Annotated in this window: 21 protein-coding genes; 15 read left to right on the forward strand and 6 right to left on the reverse strand. The window is 63.8% G+C overall.

The window, feature by feature from the left end:
* Positions 1-4: 4 nt before the first annotated feature.
* Positions 5-472 (reverse strand): NUDIX hydrolase, encoded by a 468-nt coding sequence (locus tag CH290_RS07780; RefSeq protein ID WP_033188957.1) that lies wholly within the window; start codon positions 470-472, stop codon positions 5-7.
* Between the two features lie 94 nt (positions 473-566).
* Here CH290_RS07780 and CH290_RS07785 point away from each other — a divergent pair, with 94 nt between their 5' ends.
* From CH290_RS07785 to CH290_RS07800, 4 genes are all read left to right on the forward strand, one after another.
* Entirely contained in the window at positions 567-1406 is an 840-nt protein-coding gene (locus CH290_RS07785; protein ID WP_033188958.1) for a helix-turn-helix transcriptional regulator, read from the forward strand.
* A gap of 89 nt (positions 1407-1495) precedes the next feature.
* Positions 1496-2413, forward strand: coding sequence for an SDR family oxidoreductase (locus CH290_RS07790; protein ID WP_033188959.1), 918 nt, complete (start codon positions 1496-1498; stop codon positions 2411-2413).
* Between the two features lie 53 nt (positions 2414-2466).
* A complete protein-coding gene (locus CH290_RS07795) occupies positions 2467-2799 on the forward strand; it encodes a hypothetical protein (protein WP_033188960.1) in 333 nt (110 codons plus the stop codon).
* Between the two features lie 90 nt (positions 2800-2889).
* Complete coding sequence (locus CH290_RS07800; RefSeq protein ID WP_033188961.1) at positions 2890-3954, forward strand: ABC transporter substrate-binding protein; 1065 nt, start codon at positions 2890-2892, stop codon at positions 3952-3954.
* Here CH290_RS07800 and CH290_RS07805 read toward each other — a convergent pair.
* From CH290_RS07805 to CH290_RS07815, 3 genes are all read right to left on the reverse strand, one after another.
* A complete protein-coding gene (locus tag CH290_RS07805; RefSeq protein ID WP_230620939.1) occupies positions 3951-5321 on the reverse strand; it encodes an APC family permease in 1371 nt (456 codons plus the stop codon). The two genes, CH290_RS07800 and CH290_RS07805, sit on opposite strands and share 4 nt — an antisense overlap.
* Positions 5322-5406: 85 nt before the next feature.
* Positions 5407-6351 (reverse strand): manganese catalase family protein, encoded by a 945-nt coding sequence (locus tag CH290_RS07810; RefSeq protein ID WP_019665728.1) that lies wholly within the window; start codon positions 6349-6351, stop codon positions 5407-5409.
* Positions 6352-6804: 453 nt separating this feature from the next.
* Positions 6805-7548 carry a hypothetical protein gene (locus CH290_RS07815; protein WP_033189003.1) on the reverse strand — a complete coding sequence of 248 codons (744 nt, stop codon included), beginning with the start codon at positions 7546-7548 and terminating at the stop codon, positions 6805-6807.
* 88 nt (positions 7549-7636) lie between these two features.
* Between CH290_RS07815 and CH290_RS07820 the strand changes: the two genes are divergently transcribed.
* From CH290_RS07820 to CH290_RS07830, 3 genes are read left to right on the forward strand one after another with little or no spacing between them, the layout of a single operon-like run.
* Entirely contained in the window at positions 7637-8878 is a 1242-nt protein-coding gene (locus tag CH290_RS07820) for a hypothetical protein (protein ID WP_230620940.1), read from the forward strand.
* 32 nt (positions 8879-8910) lie between these two features.
* Positions 8911-9144, forward strand: coding sequence for a type II toxin-antitoxin system Phd/YefM family antitoxin (locus tag CH290_RS07825; RefSeq protein ID WP_033188963.1), 234 nt, complete (start codon positions 8911-8913; stop codon positions 9142-9144).
* Positions 9141-9536, forward strand: coding sequence for a type II toxin-antitoxin system VapC family toxin (locus CH290_RS07830; RefSeq protein ID WP_033189005.1), 396 nt, complete (start codon positions 9141-9143; stop codon positions 9534-9536). The genes CH290_RS07825 and CH290_RS07830 overlap by 4 nt, the downstream gene beginning before the upstream one ends.
* A gap of 641 nt (positions 9537-10177) precedes the next feature.
* On the opposite strand, the gene CH290_RS07835 is transcribed toward CH290_RS07830, so the two are convergent.
* Positions 10178-10651: a DIP1984 family protein gene (locus tag CH290_RS07835; protein WP_033188964.1), complete on the reverse strand. Its 474-nt coding sequence runs from the start codon at positions 10649-10651 to the stop codon at positions 10178-10180.
* 216 nt (positions 10652-10867) lie between these two features.
* The gene (locus CH290_RS07840; protein WP_033189006.1) at positions 10868-12772 is read right to left on the reverse strand and encodes a flavin-containing monooxygenase; all 1905 of its coding nucleotides are present in this window, start codon (positions 12770-12772) and stop codon (positions 10868-10870) included.
* Positions 12773-12941: 169 nt separating this feature from the next.
* Here CH290_RS07840 and CH290_RS07845 point away from each other — a divergent pair, with 169 nt between their 5' ends.
* The 8 genes from CH290_RS07845 to CH290_RS07880 all read left to right on the forward strand — a co-directional run bounded on the left by CH290_RS07845 (position 12942) and on the right by CH290_RS07880 (position 22045).
* A complete protein-coding gene (locus CH290_RS07845) occupies positions 12942-13595 on the forward strand; it encodes a nitroreductase family protein (RefSeq protein ID WP_020110594.1) in 654 nt (217 codons plus the stop codon).
* A gap of 35 nt (positions 13596-13630) precedes the next feature.
* Positions 13631-15193, forward strand: a complete 1563-nt coding sequence (locus CH290_RS07850; protein WP_033188965.1) for a class I adenylate-forming enzyme family protein — start codon at positions 13631-13633, stop codon at positions 15191-15193.
* Positions 15190-15813: a TetR/AcrR family transcriptional regulator gene (locus tag CH290_RS07855; RefSeq protein WP_033188966.1), complete on the forward strand. Its 624-nt coding sequence runs from the start codon at positions 15190-15192 to the stop codon at positions 15811-15813. The genes CH290_RS07850 and CH290_RS07855 overlap by 4 nt, the downstream gene beginning before the upstream one ends.
* A complete protein-coding gene (locus CH290_RS07860) occupies positions 15810-16943 on the forward strand; it encodes an EstA family serine hydrolase (RefSeq protein WP_033188967.1) in 1134 nt (377 codons plus the stop codon). The genes CH290_RS07855 and CH290_RS07860 overlap by 4 nt, the downstream gene beginning before the upstream one ends.
* A 258-nt stretch (positions 16944-17201) precedes the next feature.
* Positions 17202-18086 carry a TolB family protein gene (locus CH290_RS07865; protein WP_033188968.1) on the forward strand — a complete coding sequence of 295 codons (885 nt, stop codon included), beginning with the start codon at positions 17202-17204 and terminating at the stop codon, positions 18084-18086.
* A gap of 401 nt (positions 18087-18487) precedes the next feature.
* Positions 18488-19795, forward strand: coding sequence for a hypothetical protein (locus tag CH290_RS07870; RefSeq protein ID WP_230620941.1), 1308 nt, complete (start codon positions 18488-18490; stop codon positions 19793-19795).
* The gene (locus CH290_RS07875) at positions 19792-20889 is read left to right on the forward strand and encodes an outer membrane protein assembly factor BamB family protein (RefSeq protein ID WP_230620942.1); all 1098 of its coding nucleotides are present in this window, start codon (positions 19792-19794) and stop codon (positions 20887-20889) included. The genes CH290_RS07870 and CH290_RS07875 overlap by 4 nt, the downstream gene beginning before the upstream one ends.
* Before the next feature lie 244 nt (positions 20890-21133).
* Positions 21134-22045, forward strand: a complete 912-nt coding sequence (locus CH290_RS07880) for a hypothetical protein (protein WP_141216190.1) — start codon at positions 21134-21136, stop codon at positions 22043-22045.
* Position 22046: the final 1 nt, after the last annotated feature.

Genomic DNA, 22046 nt, shown 5'->3' on the forward strand with positions numbered 1-22046 from the left:
CGTGTCAGCTGGGCAAATGGCCCAGCAGCTCAGTGAGAATCGGGCGGTGACCTTTGAGCAGTTTGGCTTCGGCGTCGTCGGAGGTGAACCATTCGTGCTTGTCGATTTCAGGGAAACTCTTGAAGTTTCCCGATCCCTTCGGCCATTCCATCTCGAAGGTGTTGCTTTGCGCGCCGGCGGCGTCGAGGTCACCTTCGACGCCGAAGGCTGTCACGATTTTTCCGCTGGGCTGCTTGACGGGTGTGAGCTGTATCGGGTCCGTGCCCGCCGGCACCGGTGAGCCGGTTTCCTCGAGGAATTCGCGCTGAGCTGCGGCCCAGGGATCTTCGTCGTCCTCGTACTCACCCTTGATGATCGACCAGGCGCCGGCGTCCTTCCTCGCCCAGAACGGCCCTCCCGGGTGACCGAGGAGGACTTCGACCTCACCGTTCACCGTTCTGTACAGAATGATTCCAGCGCTTAGTTTGGCCATGGTGTCCTCTCCTCGGGTGTGTCGATGCCTCCATCCTGCATGGGTGGATTCGCGAGTCCTGGCAATGCCCGGCTGCTGACGGTAAGAACAGGGCATGATCGATCGCGAAGGGTTGGCGGCGTTCTTGGTCGGCCGTCGGGCGTTGTTGCAGCCGGAGGACGTGGGGTTGCGACGTGGCCAGCGGAGGAGAACTGCTGGGCTGCGACGTGAGGAGGTGGCGGAGCTGGCCCACATGTCCACGGACTATTACGCGCGGTTGGAGCGAGGGACCGGTCCGCGGCCGTCCGCCGAGATGATTGCGTCCATCGCTCAGGGGCTGCACTTGACGCTGGCGGAGCGTGATCACGTCTTCCGTCTGGCGGGACACAATCCGCCGGCGCGGGGGTCGGCGAGCGAACACGTCAGCCCCGGGTTGCTGCGGATCATGGATCGGCTTCAGGACACTCCTGCCGAGGTCATCACCGAGCTGGGTGAGACGTTGCGGCAAACTCCTCTCGGTGTGGCGTTGACCGGCGATGCTTCGCTGCGCACGGGGGCGTCGCGCAGTCTGGGTTACCGGTGGTTCGCTGATCCTGCTGCTCGTGAGCTGTATCCACCCGAGGAGCGCGAATTCCTGTCGCGGCTCTACGTTTCGGGGTTGCGTGAGGTGGTGGCGGTGCGCGGCCCTGGGTCGGCTGCCGCGACGATGGTGGAGATGTTGGAGTCGGAGAGCGAGGAGTTCGCGCGGCTGTGGGCGGCCCACGAGGTGGGGCTGCGTCCGCCGGACGTCAAGCGTTTCGATCACCCCTCCGTCGGCAGGCTGGAGCTGCAGTGTCAGACGCTGCTGGACCCGGATCAGTCGCATCGCCTGCTCGTCTACACCGCTGTCCCCGGCAGTGAAAGCTACGAGAAGCTGCAGCTCCTCGCGGTCGTCGGCGCCGAGCCCGGTCTGTGAACGGATAGAGGTGGATCGATAGGTCCTGGTTCGACGGGTTTCATGCGCCGAAACTGGTGTTCACACATCCACTTCGACGGGAGCCCATCATGGCACGCAAGATCAGCACCGAACTTCTCGACTCGACAGGCAAGCTGGCTGTCGTGACCGGCGCCAGCGACGGTATCGGCAGTGTCATCGCGACGCGTCTCGCTGCCGCGGGAGCCGAAGTGCTCTTACCCGTGCGTAATTCGGCGAAGGGCGAGCGAGTTGCAGAGCGGATTCGGGCAACCGTGCCGGGGGCGAACGTCTCGATCCGGACGCTGGATCTGTCGTCTCTGAAATCCGTTGCAGCGCTTGTCGATGAGTTGACGGTCGAGGCGAGGCCGATTCACATCCTCGTCAACAACGCCGGTGTGATGCAGCCACCGAGCAGGCAGGTCACGCAGGACGGTCTGGAACTGCAGATGGGCACCAATCATCTCGGTCACTTCGCCCTTACCCGCGGGCTTCTACCGCTCTTGCGCGACGGCGGTGCCCGGGTCACCAACCAGACGTCCATTGCTGCTCGCAGCGGCGGAATCAACTGGGACGACGCGAACTGGGAACGCAGTTACGACGTCGGCAAGGCATACAGCCAGTCGAAGATCGCGGTCGCGCTGTTCGCTCGCGAACTCGATGCTCGGAGCAAGCAGGGCGGGTGGGGTATCACCGGCAACATCGCGCACCCGGGTGTGTCTCCGACGAATTTGCTTGCCGCTCAGCCAGGAATGGGTCGGGACAGGGACACGCTCGCGCGGAGGGTGGTCGACGCGTTGGCGCGGGTGGGTATTGCCGGCAGCGTGGACAGTGCAGCGATGCCTGCGGTGGTCGCCGCGGCGGGTGTCGCCGCACAGGGTGACGAGTTCTACGGCCCATCCCGTGTCGTCGGCGGCCCTGCTGCCCGTCTGTCGATGTGGAAGACGATGACGAACATGGACGACGCCCGACGCCTGTGGGACCTCTCGGAGAATTTGCTCGATCGATAGCCGATGCGGAGATCGGGCGGTGCTCGCCGGTCTGCGCCGGTACCGTGGGTGATATGGCCAGCGGAACCATCGACGACGGTTCGCGCTACGGCGCGGGCGGGTGGCGATGGAGCGTGGGCGACGTCAGGCTGGTGGTCACTGCGCTGCTGGTGGCGGTCATGGCCTTGGGTCTCGTACTGCGATTCTGGGTGTTGTTCGGTGCGGTTGCAATTCTGGCTGTTGCGCTGTGGTTGATTCAGGACAGTGCGGTTCAGCGCCAGGCTCGACGTGAGCTCGAGGAGCGGCACCGCGCAGATCTTCGGTCACGCGCCGACGCCGAGCATCAGGCGTTCCTTCGTGGTGAGCGCCGTGGGCTGTACGGCCAGTACGAGCCACCCGAGGTCTGACTCCGACAATCTGGACACGAAGGGAAGGTTAGTCTAACCTCCCTCTCGGGTGCCGCTGTGGCGCTCGTCGAGTCCAGAGGATCCCCCACGATGAACATTTCCACCAGGACGTCTGCTGCCCTTCGTGGCGTTGCGGTCGCGTCGATTACCGTGATGGCTCTTGCGGGGTGCTCCGGGAACAGCGGCTCGACGACGGAATCCGCCGCGGCTGCGGACTCCTTGCTGCCGGCCGCCGAGGGCAAGACCGAATATCCGCTCACGCTGGACACGGCAACCGGTCCAGCGGTGATCGAGGAGCGTCCCGAGCGTGTGGTGATGGCGAGTTCCTGGGACGCGGACCTCTTTGCTGCACTGGGTGTTACGCCGGTGGGCACCGACGAGCAGATCGACTTCTATCCGTGGGCGGTGGAGAAGATCCCGGGCGAGATCGAGACGGTCTGGCCCATCGGCGACACTGCGTATCCGGCGGAACAGGTAGCCAACACCACGCCTGACCTCGTCGTCGACACCCTTGCGGCGGACCCTGTGGACACCGAGCAGTTGGCCGACATCGCGCCTGTCGTCGGCGCACCGGCCGGCATCGAGGCGCCGCTGTGGGAAGACCGGCTTCGTCTTCTGGGCGAGGCGCTGGACCTGTCCGACCGCGCTGAGCAGTTCATCGACGAGTACAGCACCACCTTCGAGAACATCCGCGCCGAGCACCCCGAGTTCGAGGGCAAGACCGTCGACTACCTCGTGTACTGGGGAGGCGGAAGTGGCACCGGCTTCATGAACACCGCCGACAGTGAGCCCGAGGCGCTGCTGTCCTCCTTCGGATTCGCGGAGAACACCAACGCCGCAGTGCTGCCGCAGGACGGAGAACTGGGCGACGAGCTGCTGGACTCGTTGACCGGCGATGTTCTGGTCATCTCCAATCAGGCTGCCGACCAGGCGGAGTTCGACGCCTGGTACGCGAGCCCGCTGCTTCAGCGGCTCCCCAGCGTGCAGGAGGGCCGGACCGTCGTCCTGAACCTGGCGGCCGACAACACGGTCACCTACAACGGTGAGCGTCAGGACTTCACGGGTCACTTCGGTCGAGCGTGGTCCGTCGGCCCTCTCGCGCACGAAGAGCTCGCCGACCTGCTGGTGCCCAAGCTGTCGGCGGTTCTGACCTAGCCGCGCTCGGCGGGAACGTTCTTCGTCGTCGAGTCGGTGGTGAACCGGCGAACGACGTACAGCAGGACGCCCACGGCCAGGAGTAGTGCTGCACGAAGCCAGGTTTCGGCGGATTGCTGGGTAGCCAGCACCACGCAGGTCACGAGCGCGAGGATCGGCAGGATCGTCGGCGCGCGGAAGTGGTCCTCGCCGGTGTCGTCGCGACGCAGGACGAGGACGGCGACGTTGGTGCTGACGAACACGAACAGCAACAGCAGCACGACGGTTTCCGCCAGGGCTGCCACCGATCCCGTGAGGCAGAGTCCCATCGCGACGACGGTGGTGGCGATGATCGCCGTCCATGGCGTGCGGCGTCGGGGAAGGACCTTGGCGAGGACGGAGGGGAGCAGGCCGTCGCGAGCCATTCCGAAGGTCAGCCGTGAGGCCATGATCATGGTCAGCAAAGCTCCGTTCGCCACGGCGACGAGTGCGATGAGGCTGAAGAACCACGCGGGAATGCCGGCGTCGGCGGCGTCGACCACTTCGAGGAGCGGCCCGCTCGACTCGGCGAGGGTCTCCGGCGGTACGACGGTGGTGACGGCGAGGCCGACCAGTGCGTACACCGCTCCGGCTGCGGCGAGTGCCCCGAAGAGTGCCCGCGGATAGACCCGACGGACGTCCTTCACTTCCTCGGCGATGTTGGCGGAGGTCTCGAATCCGACGAACGAGTAGAACGCCAGCAGCGCTGCGCCGAGCACCGCCAGGGCGGGCGTCGTGGTGCCGTCGAACTCGAGAACGCGCGATGGGTCGCCGTCGCCGCGCCCGAGTACCAGCCCGGCGAGCGCGATGATCAGGACCAAGCCGGACACCTCGACGACCGTCATGACGAGGTTGGCGCGGAGAGACTCGGTGATGCCGCGTGCATTGAGGAGGGCGACGATGACCAGGAACGCCAGTGCTGCGGGCACGGTGGGAACGCCCACGAAGACCTGCAGGTAGTCACCGGAGAAGGCGAGTGCCAGCCCGGCCGCGCTGGTCACGCCGGCTGCCAGCATGCAGAAACCGACCATGAACGACACGATCGGGAGTTTGTAGGCACGCTGAGCAAATACAGCTGCGCCGCCGGCGCGGGGATATTTGGTGACCAGTTCTGCATAGGACGCGGCGGTGAGCATCGCCATCACCAGTGCGACGACGAGGGGCACCCAGACGGCCCCGCCCACTTCTCCCGCAATTTCGCCGACGAGGGCGTAGATGCCGGCTCCCAGCACATCGCCGAGGATGAAGACGAACAACATCTTTCCGCTGATCGCGCGGGCGAGAGGTGTGGTCTCCTGCCGATCGTGCGTCGCGTCGACCGCTTCGTCGTGGGTCCGTCTCGGTCGCATGCGAACCTCCGTGATGTGGTGGGGAAACACGTGGAGGGCGACGCGGTGTCACCGCGTCGCCTCCACCTGCCTTGATTCGGTTGTGTTACTTGATCTTCGGGTCGTTCGCTGCGGCGATCTCCACCTCGGCGGTGGCCTGGATCAGCGCCAGCAGGTCCTTGTCGAGGCCCGGTGAGAACTCCTCACGCCGCTCGGGCGAGATCTTGATGGGGACGCCTTCCGGCATGATGGCCGTGGACAATTCGGTTCCGTCGTTCGACGGTGAGGCGCCGCGGTAGAGCTTGGCCGCCTGGCTCTTGTCGTCGGCGCTGAAGGTGTACTGGATGCTCTGCAAGCCCTTGTCCAGCAGTTTCTTGACCTCGGGGAACCGCTCCGCGTTGGTCTTGGGGATCGGCAGCACCGAGCCCCAGTTCACGCCCAGGCTTTCCAATGCTTTGGCGAACGCGTTCTCGTGCGCCTGGTCGCGGACGATCAGGTAGGAGATCGTCGAGCGGGCCGTCTTGTTGTCGGTCATTTCGTAGATGCGGCATTTCTGAAGGCGGCCGGTCGATTCCAACATCAGGTTGTACAGCAGATCCAGCACGAGGTTGCCGCTGTTGTAGACGTAGGAGCCCGACCACGGGTTTCCTGCAGCATCGACCGGGAGGGCGCCCTGTGCGCCGACGAGATAGTGGTGAATGTTGCTGGTGTCCAGAGCAATCTTCAGGGGTGTAGCGCCTTTGGCGCCGGGCTTGTCGACGGGGTCCGTCTTCTTGCCGTTGTATTCGGGGGATCCGTCGAGCAAACGGGAGATGGTGGTGCCGATGAGTTCGACGTGGCTGATCTCTTCCGTACCGACGCCCTGCAAGAGGTCCTTGTACGGTTTCGATGCCGGATCTCCACGAAAGTTCATGGACTGGAACAGGTATTGCATCATGGTGCGCATTTCGCCGAACTGTCCGCCGAGGCCCTCCTGAAGGGCGTTGGCAGCGGCCGGATCCGGCTCGTCGACGGCGATGTCGTTGATCAATTGTTCGGTGTGTAGATACACGATTCTCCCTAGGACAGCAGTGCATCGAGCGTGAACGATCGGGTTGTCTGCGACGCCGGGACTTGACTGTCGCTATTCCGCCTTCGAAGGCGTGCTGGGAATGCATCAGCACTCCGGCTATACCCCTGGATGGCAGGGAGAAACATCACATCCGACCGGAGGTCCGGTTTGGTATCGCCGCCTTCGGGGCACTCCTGCACTTGCGCGACACGGCTATCGAAGACGGCGGAGGGCAAGTAAACGTATGCATGACGAGCACGACGTAGTGGTATGGAAAGAAAACGTTCAGCGGCAGGCGTGGTGGGAATCCATTCTCGGGCTGGCTCCCGAAGCTAGGCCCCTCACGGTTGTACCGCCTCTCGATGCGGACGACGTCGCAGCCGCGTAGTTGTGACCATCTGACTCGACTTGTGTAATCCTCGGCCGTCGGTTTCCCGGCGGCCGTTTTGTTGTTCAGGCCTTGGTTCGGTGCCTCACCCACACGTTCGGTTCCACGTAGACCGCGGTGCCTTGCCGCGCGTCGCACAACACGGGCGCGAGAGCGCCTGGAACGTCGACGGGCCCGGACTGGTCGAACGGCAGACCCGTCCACGTCCGCCAGTCCTCGAGAGTGCCTGGGATGACCATGGACCGGGGTGCGACTCCGGCGATCGTTCCCCCGGCTCGTACATGGACCCTCAACCACGGATCCGCGGGCAGTCCGTCCTGTCGACGTCCAGCCGCGTAGGAGCTCATCGATTCGCGGGGGTCGGTCTTGCCATTGGGTCGTACGGGGGCGATGAGTTCGTCGAATCCGAGGCGTCCCGCGTTCTCACGCAAACCTGTCAGTAGTACCGAAGACAGGCCATGGCCTTGCATTTCCGGCGTCACAGCGATTTCCAGCGCACACACGGTGTTCGGGACGACTGCTGTCATACGGTCGCGGATCCCTCGGAGGACGGCGCCGTCCCAGCCATCGTCGGACAGGCCGCCACCAGCAGAAACGTACAACGGAATCGAATGAGCTTTTCCGACGACCGATCCGGATTCGTCCTGGCACACGAGAGTGAAATCGGCGAAACGCTCGACCACTTCCGGTCGGTAGTACAGCGACGCGATGGGGTCGTGGGTCATGAACGTCGGCCAGGAATCGGGCATGCCCCACGCGGTCTCGGCGAGGTCGGGTCGGTCCGCAAGCACCGACACGGTGAAGTCCATGACCTCCATCGTGCCGTGCCGACCGCAGCGCGGTCGAGTGACTTTCCTTCAGCGGCATAACCGGACAAGACGTGACAAGCTGCTCGACGTGATTGCACGACGCGTATTCGCTCACCTGACCGTTTTCGTCGGTGCGTTCACGGCAGTGTGGGCGGTGGTGGTCACGCCGGCGCGTAACTTCGCGTATGTCGCGGGAGGGGACCGCCTCGACGTCTTCGTCGGAAGTGCGGCTGCGGCGGCCACACTGGCAGCCGTCGTGGCCGTTGTGGTGGCTGTGTTCGTGACCGGCCGTCGAACTGTCTACGCGACAACGGGTATCGGGGTCGTGTTGCTCGCGGCTGTGTCTTTCGGTTCGTTCGACGTGCAGATGCATCTGCGTGCGATCGCGGGTGGGTTGATTCTCGGTGGTTGTGCGGTGCTCGCCGGTGCCGGTAATCGCCGAACCGTGCAGTGCGCGTTGGTAGTCGGTGTGCTCTCCGGCATGGTGTTGGTGCCGCACATCGAATCGAGCCCGGTCCGCTATGCCGAGTACCTCTCCAACGCTTCGTCCGGGCACTACATTCTCGTAGCCCTTGCGGTGTTGGCTGTTCTGTTGATTCCCTCGAATGTCGAGGGGGTTGTCGAGCGGGTGCAGCACCGGACGCGAGTGCTGACCGTGGGGATGCTGGTCCCTGCCGGCGGCCTGGTTCTGTACTGGCTGTTCGTGCGCTCGGTGGACCGGCTCGGTGCGGACGGAGCGATGCAGGATCGCTGGCTTCTGGGCATCGCTGTGGTGCCGTTGCTCGTCGGCGCGGCGTTCGCCTTGCCCTGGACGACCGGCACCGTTGTGCTCGCCGCTTTGGCGTACGTGGCGGCTCCGACGACGGGGTCGATGGGATTCGCTTCTGCCGTGGTGTTCGTTGCGTTGTTGGTCGTGGGCGTCGTGGTGGGGTGGCGGCGTTCGCTCCCCATGGTGGGTTTCCTGTTGATCGCGCTGGTTGCAGCGGTTGGACTTCTCGCCGATTCTCAGCTCGACCCCATCGAATCGGCAGCCACCGTAGTGATCCTGCCCGTCGCCCTCGGACTCCTATTCGCGTCGCTGCTTCCGACGAGCCCACCGGCCTCGGTGATCGCCGTGACCACCCCGATAGCAGTGGCGGTCCCGGTCGTCGCCGAGTTCGGGTGGACTGCGTACACCCCGCTGACGAGCATGCAGCCTGTCTTCTCTCGGAGCGGATGGGAGTGGACGTCGACGGCAATCAGCGTCGGTTCCGTCCTTGTCGCGGCGGGGGCGTACGTGATTCTGACGCGAGCGGACAGCCGGGGTTCTCGGTCGGCCTTATCTGACTAGTTGGACTAGTCAATTTTGGGTACGCTGATGTCATGAGGACGGTGAGCAGTACGGAAGCGAAAGCGAAACTGAACGCCATCCTGTCCGAAGTGGAGAGAACTGGCAGCCCCGTGACTGTCACCTCTCACGGGCGACCCGTCGCTGTCATATCGCCGGTCGCGCCCACGACGCGAAGATTCGGCCAGTTCCCAGGGTTGGTGATTCCGGAGGACTTCGACGAGCCGATCCCCGAGGACGAGTTGACGGCGTGGGACGCGCCGTCGTGACCGCAGTCTTGCTCGACACCAATGCGCTTCTATGGCTGCTGACGTCCCCGCAGAAGATTGCGCAACCTGCGCTCGCGGTTCTCGAGGATCCATCCAACGAGTTGTTCGTCTCTGCCGCGTCCGCGTGGGAAATCTCGATCAAGACGAGGCTGGGGCGTCTCGATGGTAGTGGGGTGTTGTCGAGTTGGTCGGACTCGCTGGCGGCCATGGCTGCGCAGGAATTGACCATGAATTCAGCAGACGCCACCTTGGCGGGTCAGCTCGAGTGGGCGCACAGAGATCCGTTCGATCGGATGATCGTTGCACAGGCCACTCGTCGCGGGTTGGCAATTGCGACAAGTGACAAAGTCATACGGAAGGGCGCGATGACTCCGATCATTCCAACCGCGTAGAAGTCGTGCGCCGTCATACCCATGGCAAGCGGCGGTCCCACCATTGCAAGCCGGCAGGTGCGTCGACTTCTACCGTTGCGGCGCGGTATCTTTCGTCGAGGTGAGTGACTGCTGCCCTGAGGCGGTGGGCTTTGCGGCTGTTGCCCCGCATTATCCGTTCGAGGCGGTCTCGGGTTCCGTTGCCCGTGAACGGGCCGTCACATGCGGGACAGCCGGTCGGCCCCGCGACGATGGCGGGATAGGTATCGAAGTTCGATGTGGGACGGGATGACTCGAAAGCTACGCGCCGCTCGACGCGTTCCACGCGTCGGCGCCACTGGTCGAGCAAGTCGAGCGTCCCGTTGTTCGAGCGTGGTCGTCTGGTCCTGTGCTGTATGCGGGTCATAGTCGATGCGTCATGACGGAGACGCAGGCCCGGTGATTGGATCGTGTTGTTGTTGTCAGGTGGCCCCATGCCCACCCTCGCTTTCGTTCGACCAGCACTCGGTGATGATATGTGCGCTTTACACCGTGATGCGTGAAATATGCTGAGCTGCAGTGTCTATTAGGGCGTTGCTCGTCACGCAAGAGGGTGGTCGGATGTCCGCCGACCGCGGGACGTGCTCGCTTCGAACGAAAGCTACCTACTACCTGACAATTCCTCAGTCCGTCAGCAGATCATGTTCCCAATTGGCGCTCTGTATCGTGAGGTCGATCAGCCGAATCCGGGTAGCAAGATCGTCTGCTGTGCTGCGCAATTCGGCCACTGGTAGTGCCGCAACATACGTCAACTCCGATCTCAGTTGCCGCGGGCCGTAGCGTTCTCGTTCCTGACCGGACGCAGCGTCGGCGGCGGCGGTGAGGACTCTGCGTCTGATCCGCAGCACATCTCGGTGGGCCAACGCATCAGTGATGGTTCCGTCTCCGATGGGTGCGGCACTGTTCGTGCGATTGATCGTCCGGATCAGCACTTCCAGCCGATCGAGCGCTGCACTGAGCTCGGACAGCAGTCTGCCTGCATCTTCTGCAGGCGTTTCGCCTTCTTGATGCCGGGAGTTGGCCAGAATCCGAACCTTCAAATGTTCGGTGTGGCGTACCAGTTCGCCTCGTTCCGCGAGGGCTTCCGCGAGTTTCATGATCTACACCCCGGTTCGCTGGGACCGAAGGTGGTGAACGTACGGGCGCTCATGCGCCTTTCGACGTGTCGATTGAAGTCATAGGAAATTGGTACCACAGACGGGGACTGTCGGTCTACCCCAGCGAACGGCCCGGGACTGCCGTAACAATTGCGTACCCGTCAGGCGGGATCCCGGCTCACGCGTGCGCAACTGTTACACCAGGACCGGTGCGCGCTACCTCCTCGCGCTCTCGACGTCGAAGTCGTCGAGATCTGCGTGTCGGGTCATGTTCCAGTAGTCGACGATGCGCCAGGGGAGTGTGGAGACGACTCGGCCGGCGTCGTTGCGGTACCAGTTGTCCATGCCCTGGTGGGTCCAGATCATGCGGGAGTGGGCGTCGTCGTGGCGTCGGACGTAGTCCTGTTCCACTTCTGGTTTGCATTCGACGGCGCCGATGTTGTTGTCCGCCATGGTGCGTAGCAAGTCGACGATGTAGCGCACTTGGCATTCGGCGATGGTGATGTAGCTTCCGCCGTGGCCGAGTACGGTTCCCGGTCCGCAGGTGAGGAACAGGTTGGGGAAGTCGGGGACGGTGATGCCGAGGTGTGCGTGGGCGTCTTCGGGTCCCCAATAGTCCTTGATCGAGACACCGGATCGTCCTCGAATGTCGATGGGGCTCAACAGCTTGTGGGTTTCGAATCCGGTTGCGAGGATCACGACGTCGACCTCGGCGACGTGTCCGCCGGACCCGACGACGGAGTCCGGTCCGATGGATGCGACTCCTTCGGTCACCAACGTGACGTTGTCGCGTTTGAGCGCGGCGTACCACCCGTTGTCGAGCAGCATCCTCTTGCCGAAGGGCGGGTAGTCGGGCAGAGACTTCTCGATGAGGTCCGGCCTGCCGTCGAGTTCCTTCTCGACGTACCGCGTGAAGACGCGGCGGTGCGCGTCGTTGATGGCGTTGATCGAGCGGCTCGGGTTCTCCCAGTCGGGATCGACCTGCAGGGACGGATGAACACGGTCGTTGAAGTTCCAGGCAAGCCGCACTCGGTACCACAATCGGTACAGCGGAACGGCTTCCATGAGGTAGCTGACGTCGTCGTCGATGGGTTCGAAGTACACGTCGCTCGACGCCACCCATTGCGGTGATCGCTGGAACACCGTCGCATGCCCGACGGTTTCGGCGATGGCGGGTAGGACCTGCATCGCGCTGGCGCCGGTGCCGACGATGGCTACCCGCTTGCCTTGCAGGTCGAGGTCGTCGGGCCATTCGGCGGTGTGGAAGATGGGACCGTCGAACGTGTCCAGTCCCGGAATGTTCGGCACCTTCGGCCGATTGAGCTGGCCGGTTGCGGTGATGACGATGTCGGCCGTCAGGGTGTCGCCGTCCATCGTGGTGACGGTCCACGATTGTGTGTCCGGCTGATACACGGCGGAATCGACCTCGGTGTCGAACCTGATTCGATCCCGCAGATCATGCTCGGCCGCAACGTCACTGAGGTACTGCCACACCTCATCGCGCTTGCCGAAGTGCGTGGACCAGGACCGCGGGGCGAACGAGTACGAGTACAGGTGGCTCGGGGTGTCCACGCCCGCGCCGGGGTAGGTGTTCTCGAACCATCCGCCGCCGACATCGGAGTTCTTCTCGAGGACGATGTGCTCGATACCGGCTTCCTGCAGCTTGATTGCGGCGAGCATGCCGGACACGCCGGCGCCGATCACGATGACCGAGAAGTCACACGGCGTCGGCGTCGCAGAAGGATCCTGGGGCGAGGGTTGGGAGGTGAACCCCATGTCCTCGGCGACCATCTCCGCGAACTCGGGTGGGACGGATTCGCCGACGGCGGCGGAGATCATCTCGACCAGATCGTCTCCTGTGGGCGACGGTAGTGCTGGGGGTCGTCCGCTGGTGATCGCGTCCAGTGCGGCGGCTCGGATGATGTCGGCTACCTCGGGTGCGAATCCGCCGCCGTCGTTGTCGTCCATGCCGCGGCTGCGCGTCGGGCGGTACGGGTCTTCGAGCCATGCGCGGTCGCCGGTGAGTTGATAGAGCACGGCGACGAGACTGGGCATGTTGGCCGCGTCGAGTGCTCGGACCAGCCGATCTCTTCTCAGTGCAGTCGGGGCTGTGACGGTCACCGGAACCTCCTTCGGGGCACGAGTCGCACGGGCCTCTCGCAAACTAACCACAGTTAGGCAAACTGACGCAATAGCCGAACGACGTCGGATTTCAGCCCTTGACAATGTGGCTTGCGCCACATAATGCTGTCACCACTACCTAACAGCGGACAGGCGAAGGGAACTCCTCATGGAACTCACCGAGGCAATGCGCACCACCGGCACATGTCGGCGCTACTCGACCGAGCCGGTACCCGACGAGGTGTTCAAGAGCGCGTTCGACGTCGCCCGCTTCGGTCCGCAGGGCGGCAACCGTCAGCCGGTGCGATGGATCGTCGTCCGTGACGCTGCGCGCAAGCAAGCACTCGCGGATCTGTATCTCCCCATGTGGGACGCCTACTTCGCCGGCATCACCGGTGGCACCGTCGCGGTGGGGGCCTTGCCGAAGACCGTGCAGGATGCGGACTATTTCGCCCGTCACCTCGCCGAGGTCCCTGCGATCGTCGTGGTCTGCGCCGCGATGGACGGGCTTCACCCCACCGACCACGAGCTCGGCCGACTCTCCGTCGTCGGCGGTGCATCGATCTACCCCACTGTGCAGAACCTGTGCCTGGCGCTCCGCGATCAGGGCGTCGCGACGGCCGTCACCACGCTGCTGTGCCACGAGGAGCCGGCTGTCCGCGCAATGCTGGAGATTCCCGACGAGTACATCACTGCCGCGCACATCACCGTCGGCTACCCGGAGAAGAACTTCCCGAAGAAGCTGACACGCAGCCCGGTCGAGGAAATCGTTGCGCTGGAGACTTTCTCGCAGCCGATGTTCGATCTGTCCCCCGCACTGTAGAGAGTCCCCGCACTCTAAGACCTCAGGAGCCCACCGTGCCCGGACCCGCCCCTCAGCACCGATCCGCCATCGGCCGCGCGACCATCGGCGATCAACTTCGTCGCCACGCGCGCACCCAGCCCGACAAGACGGCGTTCATCAGTTACGACGCAGCAGGTGCCCGTGTGGTCACCACCTACGCGGACCTCGATACACGCGCCAATCGATTCGCCAACCTGCTTCTCGATCTCGGTGTCGGGCACGGTGATCGCGTCGCGTCGATGGCGCGCAACAGCGTCGACGTCGTTGTCGCGTACTACGGCACGCTCAAGGTCGGTGCCGCGTTCACGGGCATCAACGTGCTCTACCGAGCGCCGGAGGTGAAGCACCAACTCGAGCATGCCGAGCCGACGGTGATCGTCGCCGATCCCGAGTTCCTCGATGTCATCGCATCGGTGAAGCCGGATTCCGCGACGCTCGTCGGATTCGGGGCTCACTACGACGAACTCACCGCGGACACGGCCACCACGGAACCTGACGTCGACATGGACGAGAACGACGTCGCGATGGTCGTCTACACCTCGGGTACCGAGGCCGCGCCCAAGGGTGTGATGATTCCGCACCGGAACTTCCTGATCTCGACGGCACCGGCGTGGAGTTGGGGACTGCGGACGGGGCCGGAGGACACGTGGTTGTTCGTCATGCCGTTCCACACCATCGCCGGCTTGGGTTCGATGACGACGTTGACGTTGATGGGGGCGACGCTGGTCCTGCCTGCGACGGCCGATCCCACGAGGTCGCTGCAGATCATCGCCGACGAGAACATCTCCGTCATCGCGCAGACTCCGACGTTCTATCTGGCGCTGGCGCGGGAGGCGAGCTTCGGGTCTGCCGCCGTCGGGCAGGTTCGACGCTGTCTCACCTACGGCGGTCAGGTCTCTCCGCACACCATCACCGCGTGGGCTCAGGCTGCGCCGGAGGCGATCTGGGGAACGTATTGGGGCCAGTCGGAGCTGTCTCAGCTGGGTTCGGTCGGCTGGTTCACCACTCTCGACGACATTCCGGGTGGCGATGCGTCGTGGATCGGTAAGCCGGTCACGCACCTCGAAATCAAAGTGGTCGACGCGGAGGGCAACGAGGCGGAGATCGGTGAACTGCTCTGCCGGACACCGTCGGTGATGCTCGGGTACTTCAAGGACGAGGCCAAGACGGCCGACGTCTTCGCGGATGGCTGGGTGCACACCGGTGACATGGTGCGTATCGACGCCGACGGAAATCTGTTCTTCTACGATCGTATGAAGGACATGATCAAATCCGGAGGTATGAACGTGTCGTCCCAGGAAGTCGAACGCGCTCTGCACGCGCACCCGGACGTGCTGCGTGCTGCCGTCGTCGGGATGCCGGATCCGTACTGGTCCGAGGCCGTCACGGCGTTCGTCATCGCGGCAGAGGGGTCGACGCCGGATCCGGCCGCGCTGATCGAGCACTGCCGGACGTCGCTGGCTTCGTACAAGGCGCCGAAGGCCGTGCACGTCATCGAGGAGCTCCCGGTGGATGCGCAGGGCAAGATCCTCAAGCGTGAATTGCGGAAGATGAGTGTCGCGACGGAGGTCGGGTGACCGCGCCCGACGGATCGGAGGTGGCGGTCCCTCGCCAGATCCGCACCAGGCGCCGCAAGGAGGACATCGCGGCGAAAGCCGCCGAGATCTTCGCGCGCGACGGTTACGCGAACGTCGGGATGCGCGATATCGCCGACTCCGTGGGCATCAAGGGTGCCAGCCTGTATCACCACTTCCCGTCCAAGGAAGACATCCTGTTCGCGATCTGTCTGACGGTCACGCAGGTCCCGGTGGAGGAGACACTTCCGCTGCTCGACGCGCCGGGCACACCGACCGAGCGAATGTCGTCGCTGGTTCGCGCACACCTGGTGCATCTCAATTCTCGACGCGTCGAGTACATCGTCGGTTTGCACGAATTGGCATCGCTGACAACAGAACATCGGTCTGTGGTCGAGGACTATCGCCGTCAGTATCAACGTCGTGTGCGCGACGTGGTGGCCGCGGGGATGCGCACGGGTGAATTCACGGTGCCCGACGCGCGGCTCGCCTCGTTCGCGGTGACGGACATGCTGAACGGAATCAGCAACTGGTTTCACGACGACGGTGAACTGAGCATCGAGGACGTCGCGGACAACTATGTCGAACTTGCTGTCCACCGCCTTCTGGGTGCCCGCGCATGACGGTTCACGGTGAGTGCCTTACCGAGTTCAGCGGTGTGCGGGATGCTCTGGCCGCCAACATCGATTCGGGTGACGAGCTCGGTGCGTCGATCGTCGTCGACATCGACGGCAGGCGCGTCGTCGATATCTGGGGCGGGTACCGCGACGTGGATCGAACGGCGGAGTGGACCGAGGACACGATCACCAACGTCTGGTCGACGACGAAGACCGTCACCAGCCTGGCGGCGTTGATGCTGATCGACCGTGGGTTGCTGGACCCGTATTCGCCTGTTGCGCAGTACTGGCCGGAGTTCGCGGCCGCAGGGAAGGATCAGATCGAGGTACGACACCTGATGTCGCATACCTCCGGCGTCTCGGGATGGGATCGGCCGTTCTCCACCGAGGACATGTACGACTGGGACTTGGCGACATCGAGGCTCGCGGCTCAGGCGCCGTGGTGGGATTCGAGGACCACATCCGGCTATCACGCTGCCGATCAGGGACATTTGATCGGAGAGCTGGTACGACGCGTCGCTGGAAAGTCGTTGCGCTCGTTCGTCGCCGACGAGATGGCAGGACCTCTGGCCGCGGACTTCCAGATCGGGGCGGACGAGAAGGACTGGCACCGCATCGCCGACGTCGTACCGCCGCCGCCACCGGCCGCGGATACGTACTCCGATCCGCTGAAGATCAGGCGTCGAACATTCCTGGGCCCACTCGTCCAGGCTGCGTCTGCGAACACCCCGGCTTGGAGACGTGCGGACATGGGCGCGGTCAACGGCCATGGCAATGCTCGTTCGGTCGCCCGGATCCTGTCGGTGATCTCGCGGGGCGGTGAAGTCGACGGTGTACGCCTGCTGGGGCCGGACGTGATCGATTTGATCTTCCTGGAGCAGAGCAACGGAATCGACCTCGCACTGGGCGTGCCCCTGCGATTCGGTATCGGCTTCGGACTCCCGCAACCGGACACAGTGCCCTACATCCCGGACGAACGCATCTGCTTCTGGGGAGGATGGGGCGGATCGCTCATCGTCATGCACCCGGATACCCGAATGACGTTCTCGTACATGATGAACAAAATGGGCCCGGGAATCATCGGCTCGGATCGCGCCGAGCAGTACCTTCGGGCAACGTACGCTGCAGGCGGGTAAACGATCGAGGACTTCTGCCTTTCCGGCAGATTTCCGGTCGTGAAGACAGTCGTAGGGGGCAGCGAGGAGGCCTTCGCGATCCGACTGTCCGAGTTGCCCACCCATCCTTCGTTGTTGCTGGTACTTACCAGGCGGAATCCCGGTTGATGGGGACGCTGCTGACATGTAAACATGTGGATGATTTTTTACATGTCGCAGCGATATGGAAACTTTCTTACATGAACGATCCCGTACTGGCCGGTCTGCAATGATGGCCCGATGCGATTCTTCCGGTCGATAGCGGTCCTGCTTGCTGCGTCGGGTCTGCTGGTCGGGTGTGCCGAGGATCCGCCTCCCTCTCCGTCACCCCTTGTGGTGTCTTTCGACGACGGCTGGGGTCAGGTGTTCGTCGTGAACTCCGACGGCACCGGGTTGCGCCAGGTCACTCCGACGGTGGCCGATGACATGTCCCACGGCAACTACATAAACGACGCAGTGGTATCGCCCGACGGCACACAGCTGGTCTACAGCGTCCGCGACGGTCTCGTTGTCCAAGACCTCGAGTCCGGTGAACGACGCACCCTCCACGGAAGCGGAGGCCAACCCGAGTTCTCCCCTGATGGGTCGGCGATCGCATTCAAGGACGGTGAGAGCATCAGAGTGATGAACTCGGATGGCTCCGATGTCCGTGAGGTGACCAAGGACGAGGCGGCATACGCGACGTCGTTCTCACCGGATGGCTCCAAGATCCTGTTCGACGTCTCCGGGTACATCCTCGAAGTGCCTACGGCAGGAGGTGAACCGAAGGTCGTTCTGCGAGATCAGTTCTGGAACGCAGACCCGGTCATGTCGCCTGACGGGTCCACTCTCGTCTTCGCCAGCAACCGCGGTGGGAACAACGGGTCGGAGATCTACTCGATGCCCGTGGGCGGCGGCGAGATCACGCAGCTCACCACCACGTACGCGGTGCATCCCGAGTTCACGCCGGATGGTTCACGCATCTTCTATTCGAGGGCAACAACACAATCCGGTGAACTTGTCACCGACATCAGCCTGTCGACCGGCGTCGAGTTGGCATCGATGAAGCCCGACGGCTCCGACCAGAGGCGGCTGACACCCCGATCGATCACCGGGCAACACCCGAGCGTCGGTGGTGGACAGTAGGGCCTGCAATCGGCCCATCAGATCGTCGAGCCGCGACCGTGCGTAATCGGGTTCGGCAGTCCAACAAGTCGCAACCTCCCACGCTGAACAGGATTGCCGCCTGTGAGTTGCTTGCCGCCACAGGAATCGCCGTCCAAATTCCGGGCATGACCACGACGGTGCTCCTTGCGACGTTTCTGCTGGCCGCAGCTCTGCTGGCACCAGTGCGGCGTGAATGCGAATGATCGGGGAACGAATCCGCCAGTTCCATGTGCGGACGTGTCAGCCCTGAGATTGAACACACGGCAACATTTAACGGGCCGTCGGACGCGTCTTGACGGCAATTGTGCCGGCGTCGACTTCCCTTGCTTGCGGACCTCGCTTGATGCCGAGGGCCTAGCACAGTTCGGTACTGTCATCCGGTGACCGACAGCGGGCTGCTCGATCGAATCAGGACCATTTCGGTGGTCGTCACCATCGTTGCGGTGGGAGTCGTGGTCGCGAGCTTCATCCCGTCGGGGGACACCGGTCCGTCCACGACCTTGGATTTCGTCAGCGCGCCGGTCGACGTGTCCGCGGACATCCCGGGGTGCGACACCGTCGAACCTCCGGTGGAGGACGAGGGTGAGTTGTTCGCCACGTCTTCCTTCGGAGGGGACAGCACCTACGACAATCCTGATTTCCCGTGGTTCACCACTGCCAAGGCCGCGGCGATGTCCGAGGCCGTGCGGACAGCATTGCCGGCCGACGTGGAGATCGATGTGGCTGCACCCTCCAATTCGCTGAACTTCGCTCCTGTCACCGATTTCGGCGACAGTGAGTTCGATCCGATGACCACCGCGCACGCGGAGTTGACGCGTGACGGTGTCACGGCGTTCGTCTCGGTCAACGTCGGGCCGTCGAGTGATGGTGTGCCCCCATGTGTCGCAGGCGCTCTCGAACGGCGCGATATCGACGCCGACGGAACCGTCGTCGACAGTGGTGACTCATGGTACGAAATCGACGGCGTGCGGACCTACTCACGCTCGGCCACCGCCTATCGCGAGGACGGCACGCGCGTCAGCGTGTATCAGAGTGCCGGTTCGTCGCCGGCGATGCCGCTGGAGCAACAAGAAGCTGCGGCCATTGCTTCGATACCGGAGCTGGCGATGTCGGCTCCATCTCCGGCGGAAAGCCCGGTGCTCCAGGTCGATTGCTCGGTGTATCCGCCGGGCGACGGAACGGTGAAAGATCTGAGCCGTGAGGCCGTGGATGCAGCGAACGCAGCATTCACTGCGAGTTGGGCGGCAATTCCGGACGCACCGGCGTTGGACCGCCCCATCGGATCATTGGTCCCGGACGGTTTCGGGTCGGGAATCTGCACGGACGTGGGCGTCGGGGACGGCACCATTCGCCTGGCGGTGTCGGTTGCCGGCGGACAACCCCTCCCGACTGCCCCGGACCCGTACGATCCATCCTTTTACGGCCAACTACCGGTTCTCCGAACGCTGCCCGACGGATCGGTCGTCGAGTTTCTGGACACGGACATCACTCAGATGATGACGTCCGAGGACGGTACCGGGCTGTTGTCGCGGTCGGTGACGGTCACTCGCCCGTCTGGTGTGCAGGTGTCGGCGCGGTCGACGGTCGAGATCGCCGCAGGGGGACGAGCGCCCCTGACGCTTCCCGAGCCTCTGTCGGCGGAAGTGCTCGACGCCGTCGCCAACACCCCGATCGGACAGTGGCCGTGAGCAGAGCACGCAAGGACACGCTGCGGACCGCAGTAGCAGTGGTGGTCGCCGTGGCTGCCGTCGCGGCAGCGGGCGTCGCCCTCACTCGGACCACCCCCGATGCGCCCACCGACGATGCGTCGGTGGGCGACTGGGCCGAGTACAGCGAAGTGGAGTCCGCGACCACCACCGAGGCCTCGCCCGGTCCCGCACACACACCGGAATGGTCGACCGACGCGTCGGCCGCGTACGGGCGTGACTTCGCCGCCTTGCGTGCGCCTTCGGCAGGGCTGTTGTTCGATTCCAGCCTCTACGGCGTCGTCGACGGTGGCGACGTGCTGATCACCGCCGTCGGCTTGCCAGACCCACGAACGTACTCGTTCGATTCGCCGAAGCTGCTGGGAATCGACGCCGGTGACGGCACCGTGCGCTGGTCGGCGTCGCCCGGAGGTGTCGACACCTGCGCAAGTCGACTCACTCGCGGAGAACTGGTGTGCCTGGATTCGTACGCGGACGTGCCCGCCATCGTCGCCATCGATGCGCAGGACGGGGCCATGCGCCGAGTTCCCTTGCCGCGAGAATGGTTCACCTACGGAATCGAGTCCGACGGCGAATCGGTGTTCATCCTGGAGGGCAACCCGGAGGACGGTGAATCGGTCCTGCACGGTGGCAGCATCGACGCGCTGGCCGGCGCCTGGTCTCTACCCGTCACCGGGTTCGCCACGTGGGACGGTATCGGGTCGACATTGATACACGTGCACGACGGTCGAGGCGTCATCACTCTCGGTAGTGACGCCGAGTTCTTCGATACGGCGACGGGATCGGCCGTCGACAACCTCGAATTACGTTCGCAAACAGCAGTCTTCGACACTGCGTCAGGCACCGAGGTATGGAAGCTGGAGGATCCGTACGCAGTCGAGAAGACGATCGGACAGACTGTCTACTCCCAGGACGGCAGTTCGATCATCGCCGCTGACCGTGAAACCGGGGAAGTGTCCTGGACATGGTCACCGCCAGTGGATGTCGACGGGTTCACCGCGTCGGGAACGGTTGTCGAGGCGGAATCCGGGGTGTACTTCGTGAGCTCCAGCTCGATCGTCAAGCTCGTCGAATGAGACGGTGATCGTTTCCGGACCATGCTGTCCCGGCATTCCGGTGCGCAGCCTTCTACAGATCCAGCCCCGGTGACGACGCGAGAGCAACGAGCGTGTCGACAGTTACGACGCGGCACCGGAGTTCCATCGGGCGCCGCCGCACTGACGATGGGTCGGAGAGCTTCGCGGCTGATCTGAACGTGGTCACCCGTATAGGGTGTCGGTGGTGGGACGTCGGATAGGGCTGGTCTTGTTCGTTGTAGTCATGGCGGGCTTTGTGGCGTGTGGTGAGTACACCGAACCTGAGCCCAGGCCCGTGGCGTCCATCGGATCGGTCGGCGACTTCACGTGTGCCTTGCCTCAGGACGTCGGCGCGTACCAGCGGTTTCCTGGTTCCTACGCCCCTTCCACCAACCCCCGTCCAATTCCAGGAACCGTGCCCGACTCGTTCGTTCCCGCTGAGGCTGTTGTGTGCGACATCGACCTGGCTCCTCGGATCGGCGCGGACGGAGTCGCGACCTACTTCGAGCGCCACTATTCGGGGGATTTCGGGTCTGCGATCCAGGCTTTCAATGCACCCTCGGCCCGGCGCGCATTCCTTCCGGGGTCGTGCGGTGATTGCAGTCTCGCCGCTCCGGTCGACATGTGGTTGGTCGATGCCGACGGGCGTGCGGTACAACCGTCGTACCCTCTGTGGGACTGTGGCTTCGAGAACACCACTGCGTTAGGGGAAGTGCTCGAACTGCCGGAAAAGTACGCGATCCAGCACACCGTCGCTATCGATGCGGCCGGAATCGAATACTTCTATCACTGCTCGCCCGTCTATTCGGCGCCTGTCGACGGGACGGAGAAAATCGATTTCCCCTTCTGGCCGTCCGGGTTCTGCTACTTCGACAACGTCGGGCAGTCTCCCGCGTTCGCCAATGCGAGCATGTTCAGCACGTCGGACATCAGTCCAGACTGGGAGGCCCTGTTGCGCGGGCTCGAACATGCAGCCCCCTGCTCCGAGAGGAGCAACTCGATAGCGACGTCGTCGAGCGGCATGATGTCGTTGGACGGCACCACAGCTCAGGTGCACGTCGAACTCGACGGCTGTAAAAGAATTCTTGCCGACGGATATGCCCCGCTTGCCGCGCCGGCTTACCTCGTCGACTCCATCGCAGCCGAACGGGGATGAC

Origin of the sequence: Rhodococcus sp. 06-156-4 (assembly GCF_002259345.1) — a bacterium.
In the GTDB taxonomy this organism is placed as follows: domain Bacteria; phylum Actinomycetota; class Actinomycetes; order Mycobacteriales; family Mycobacteriaceae; genus Rhodococcoides; species Rhodococcoides fascians_E.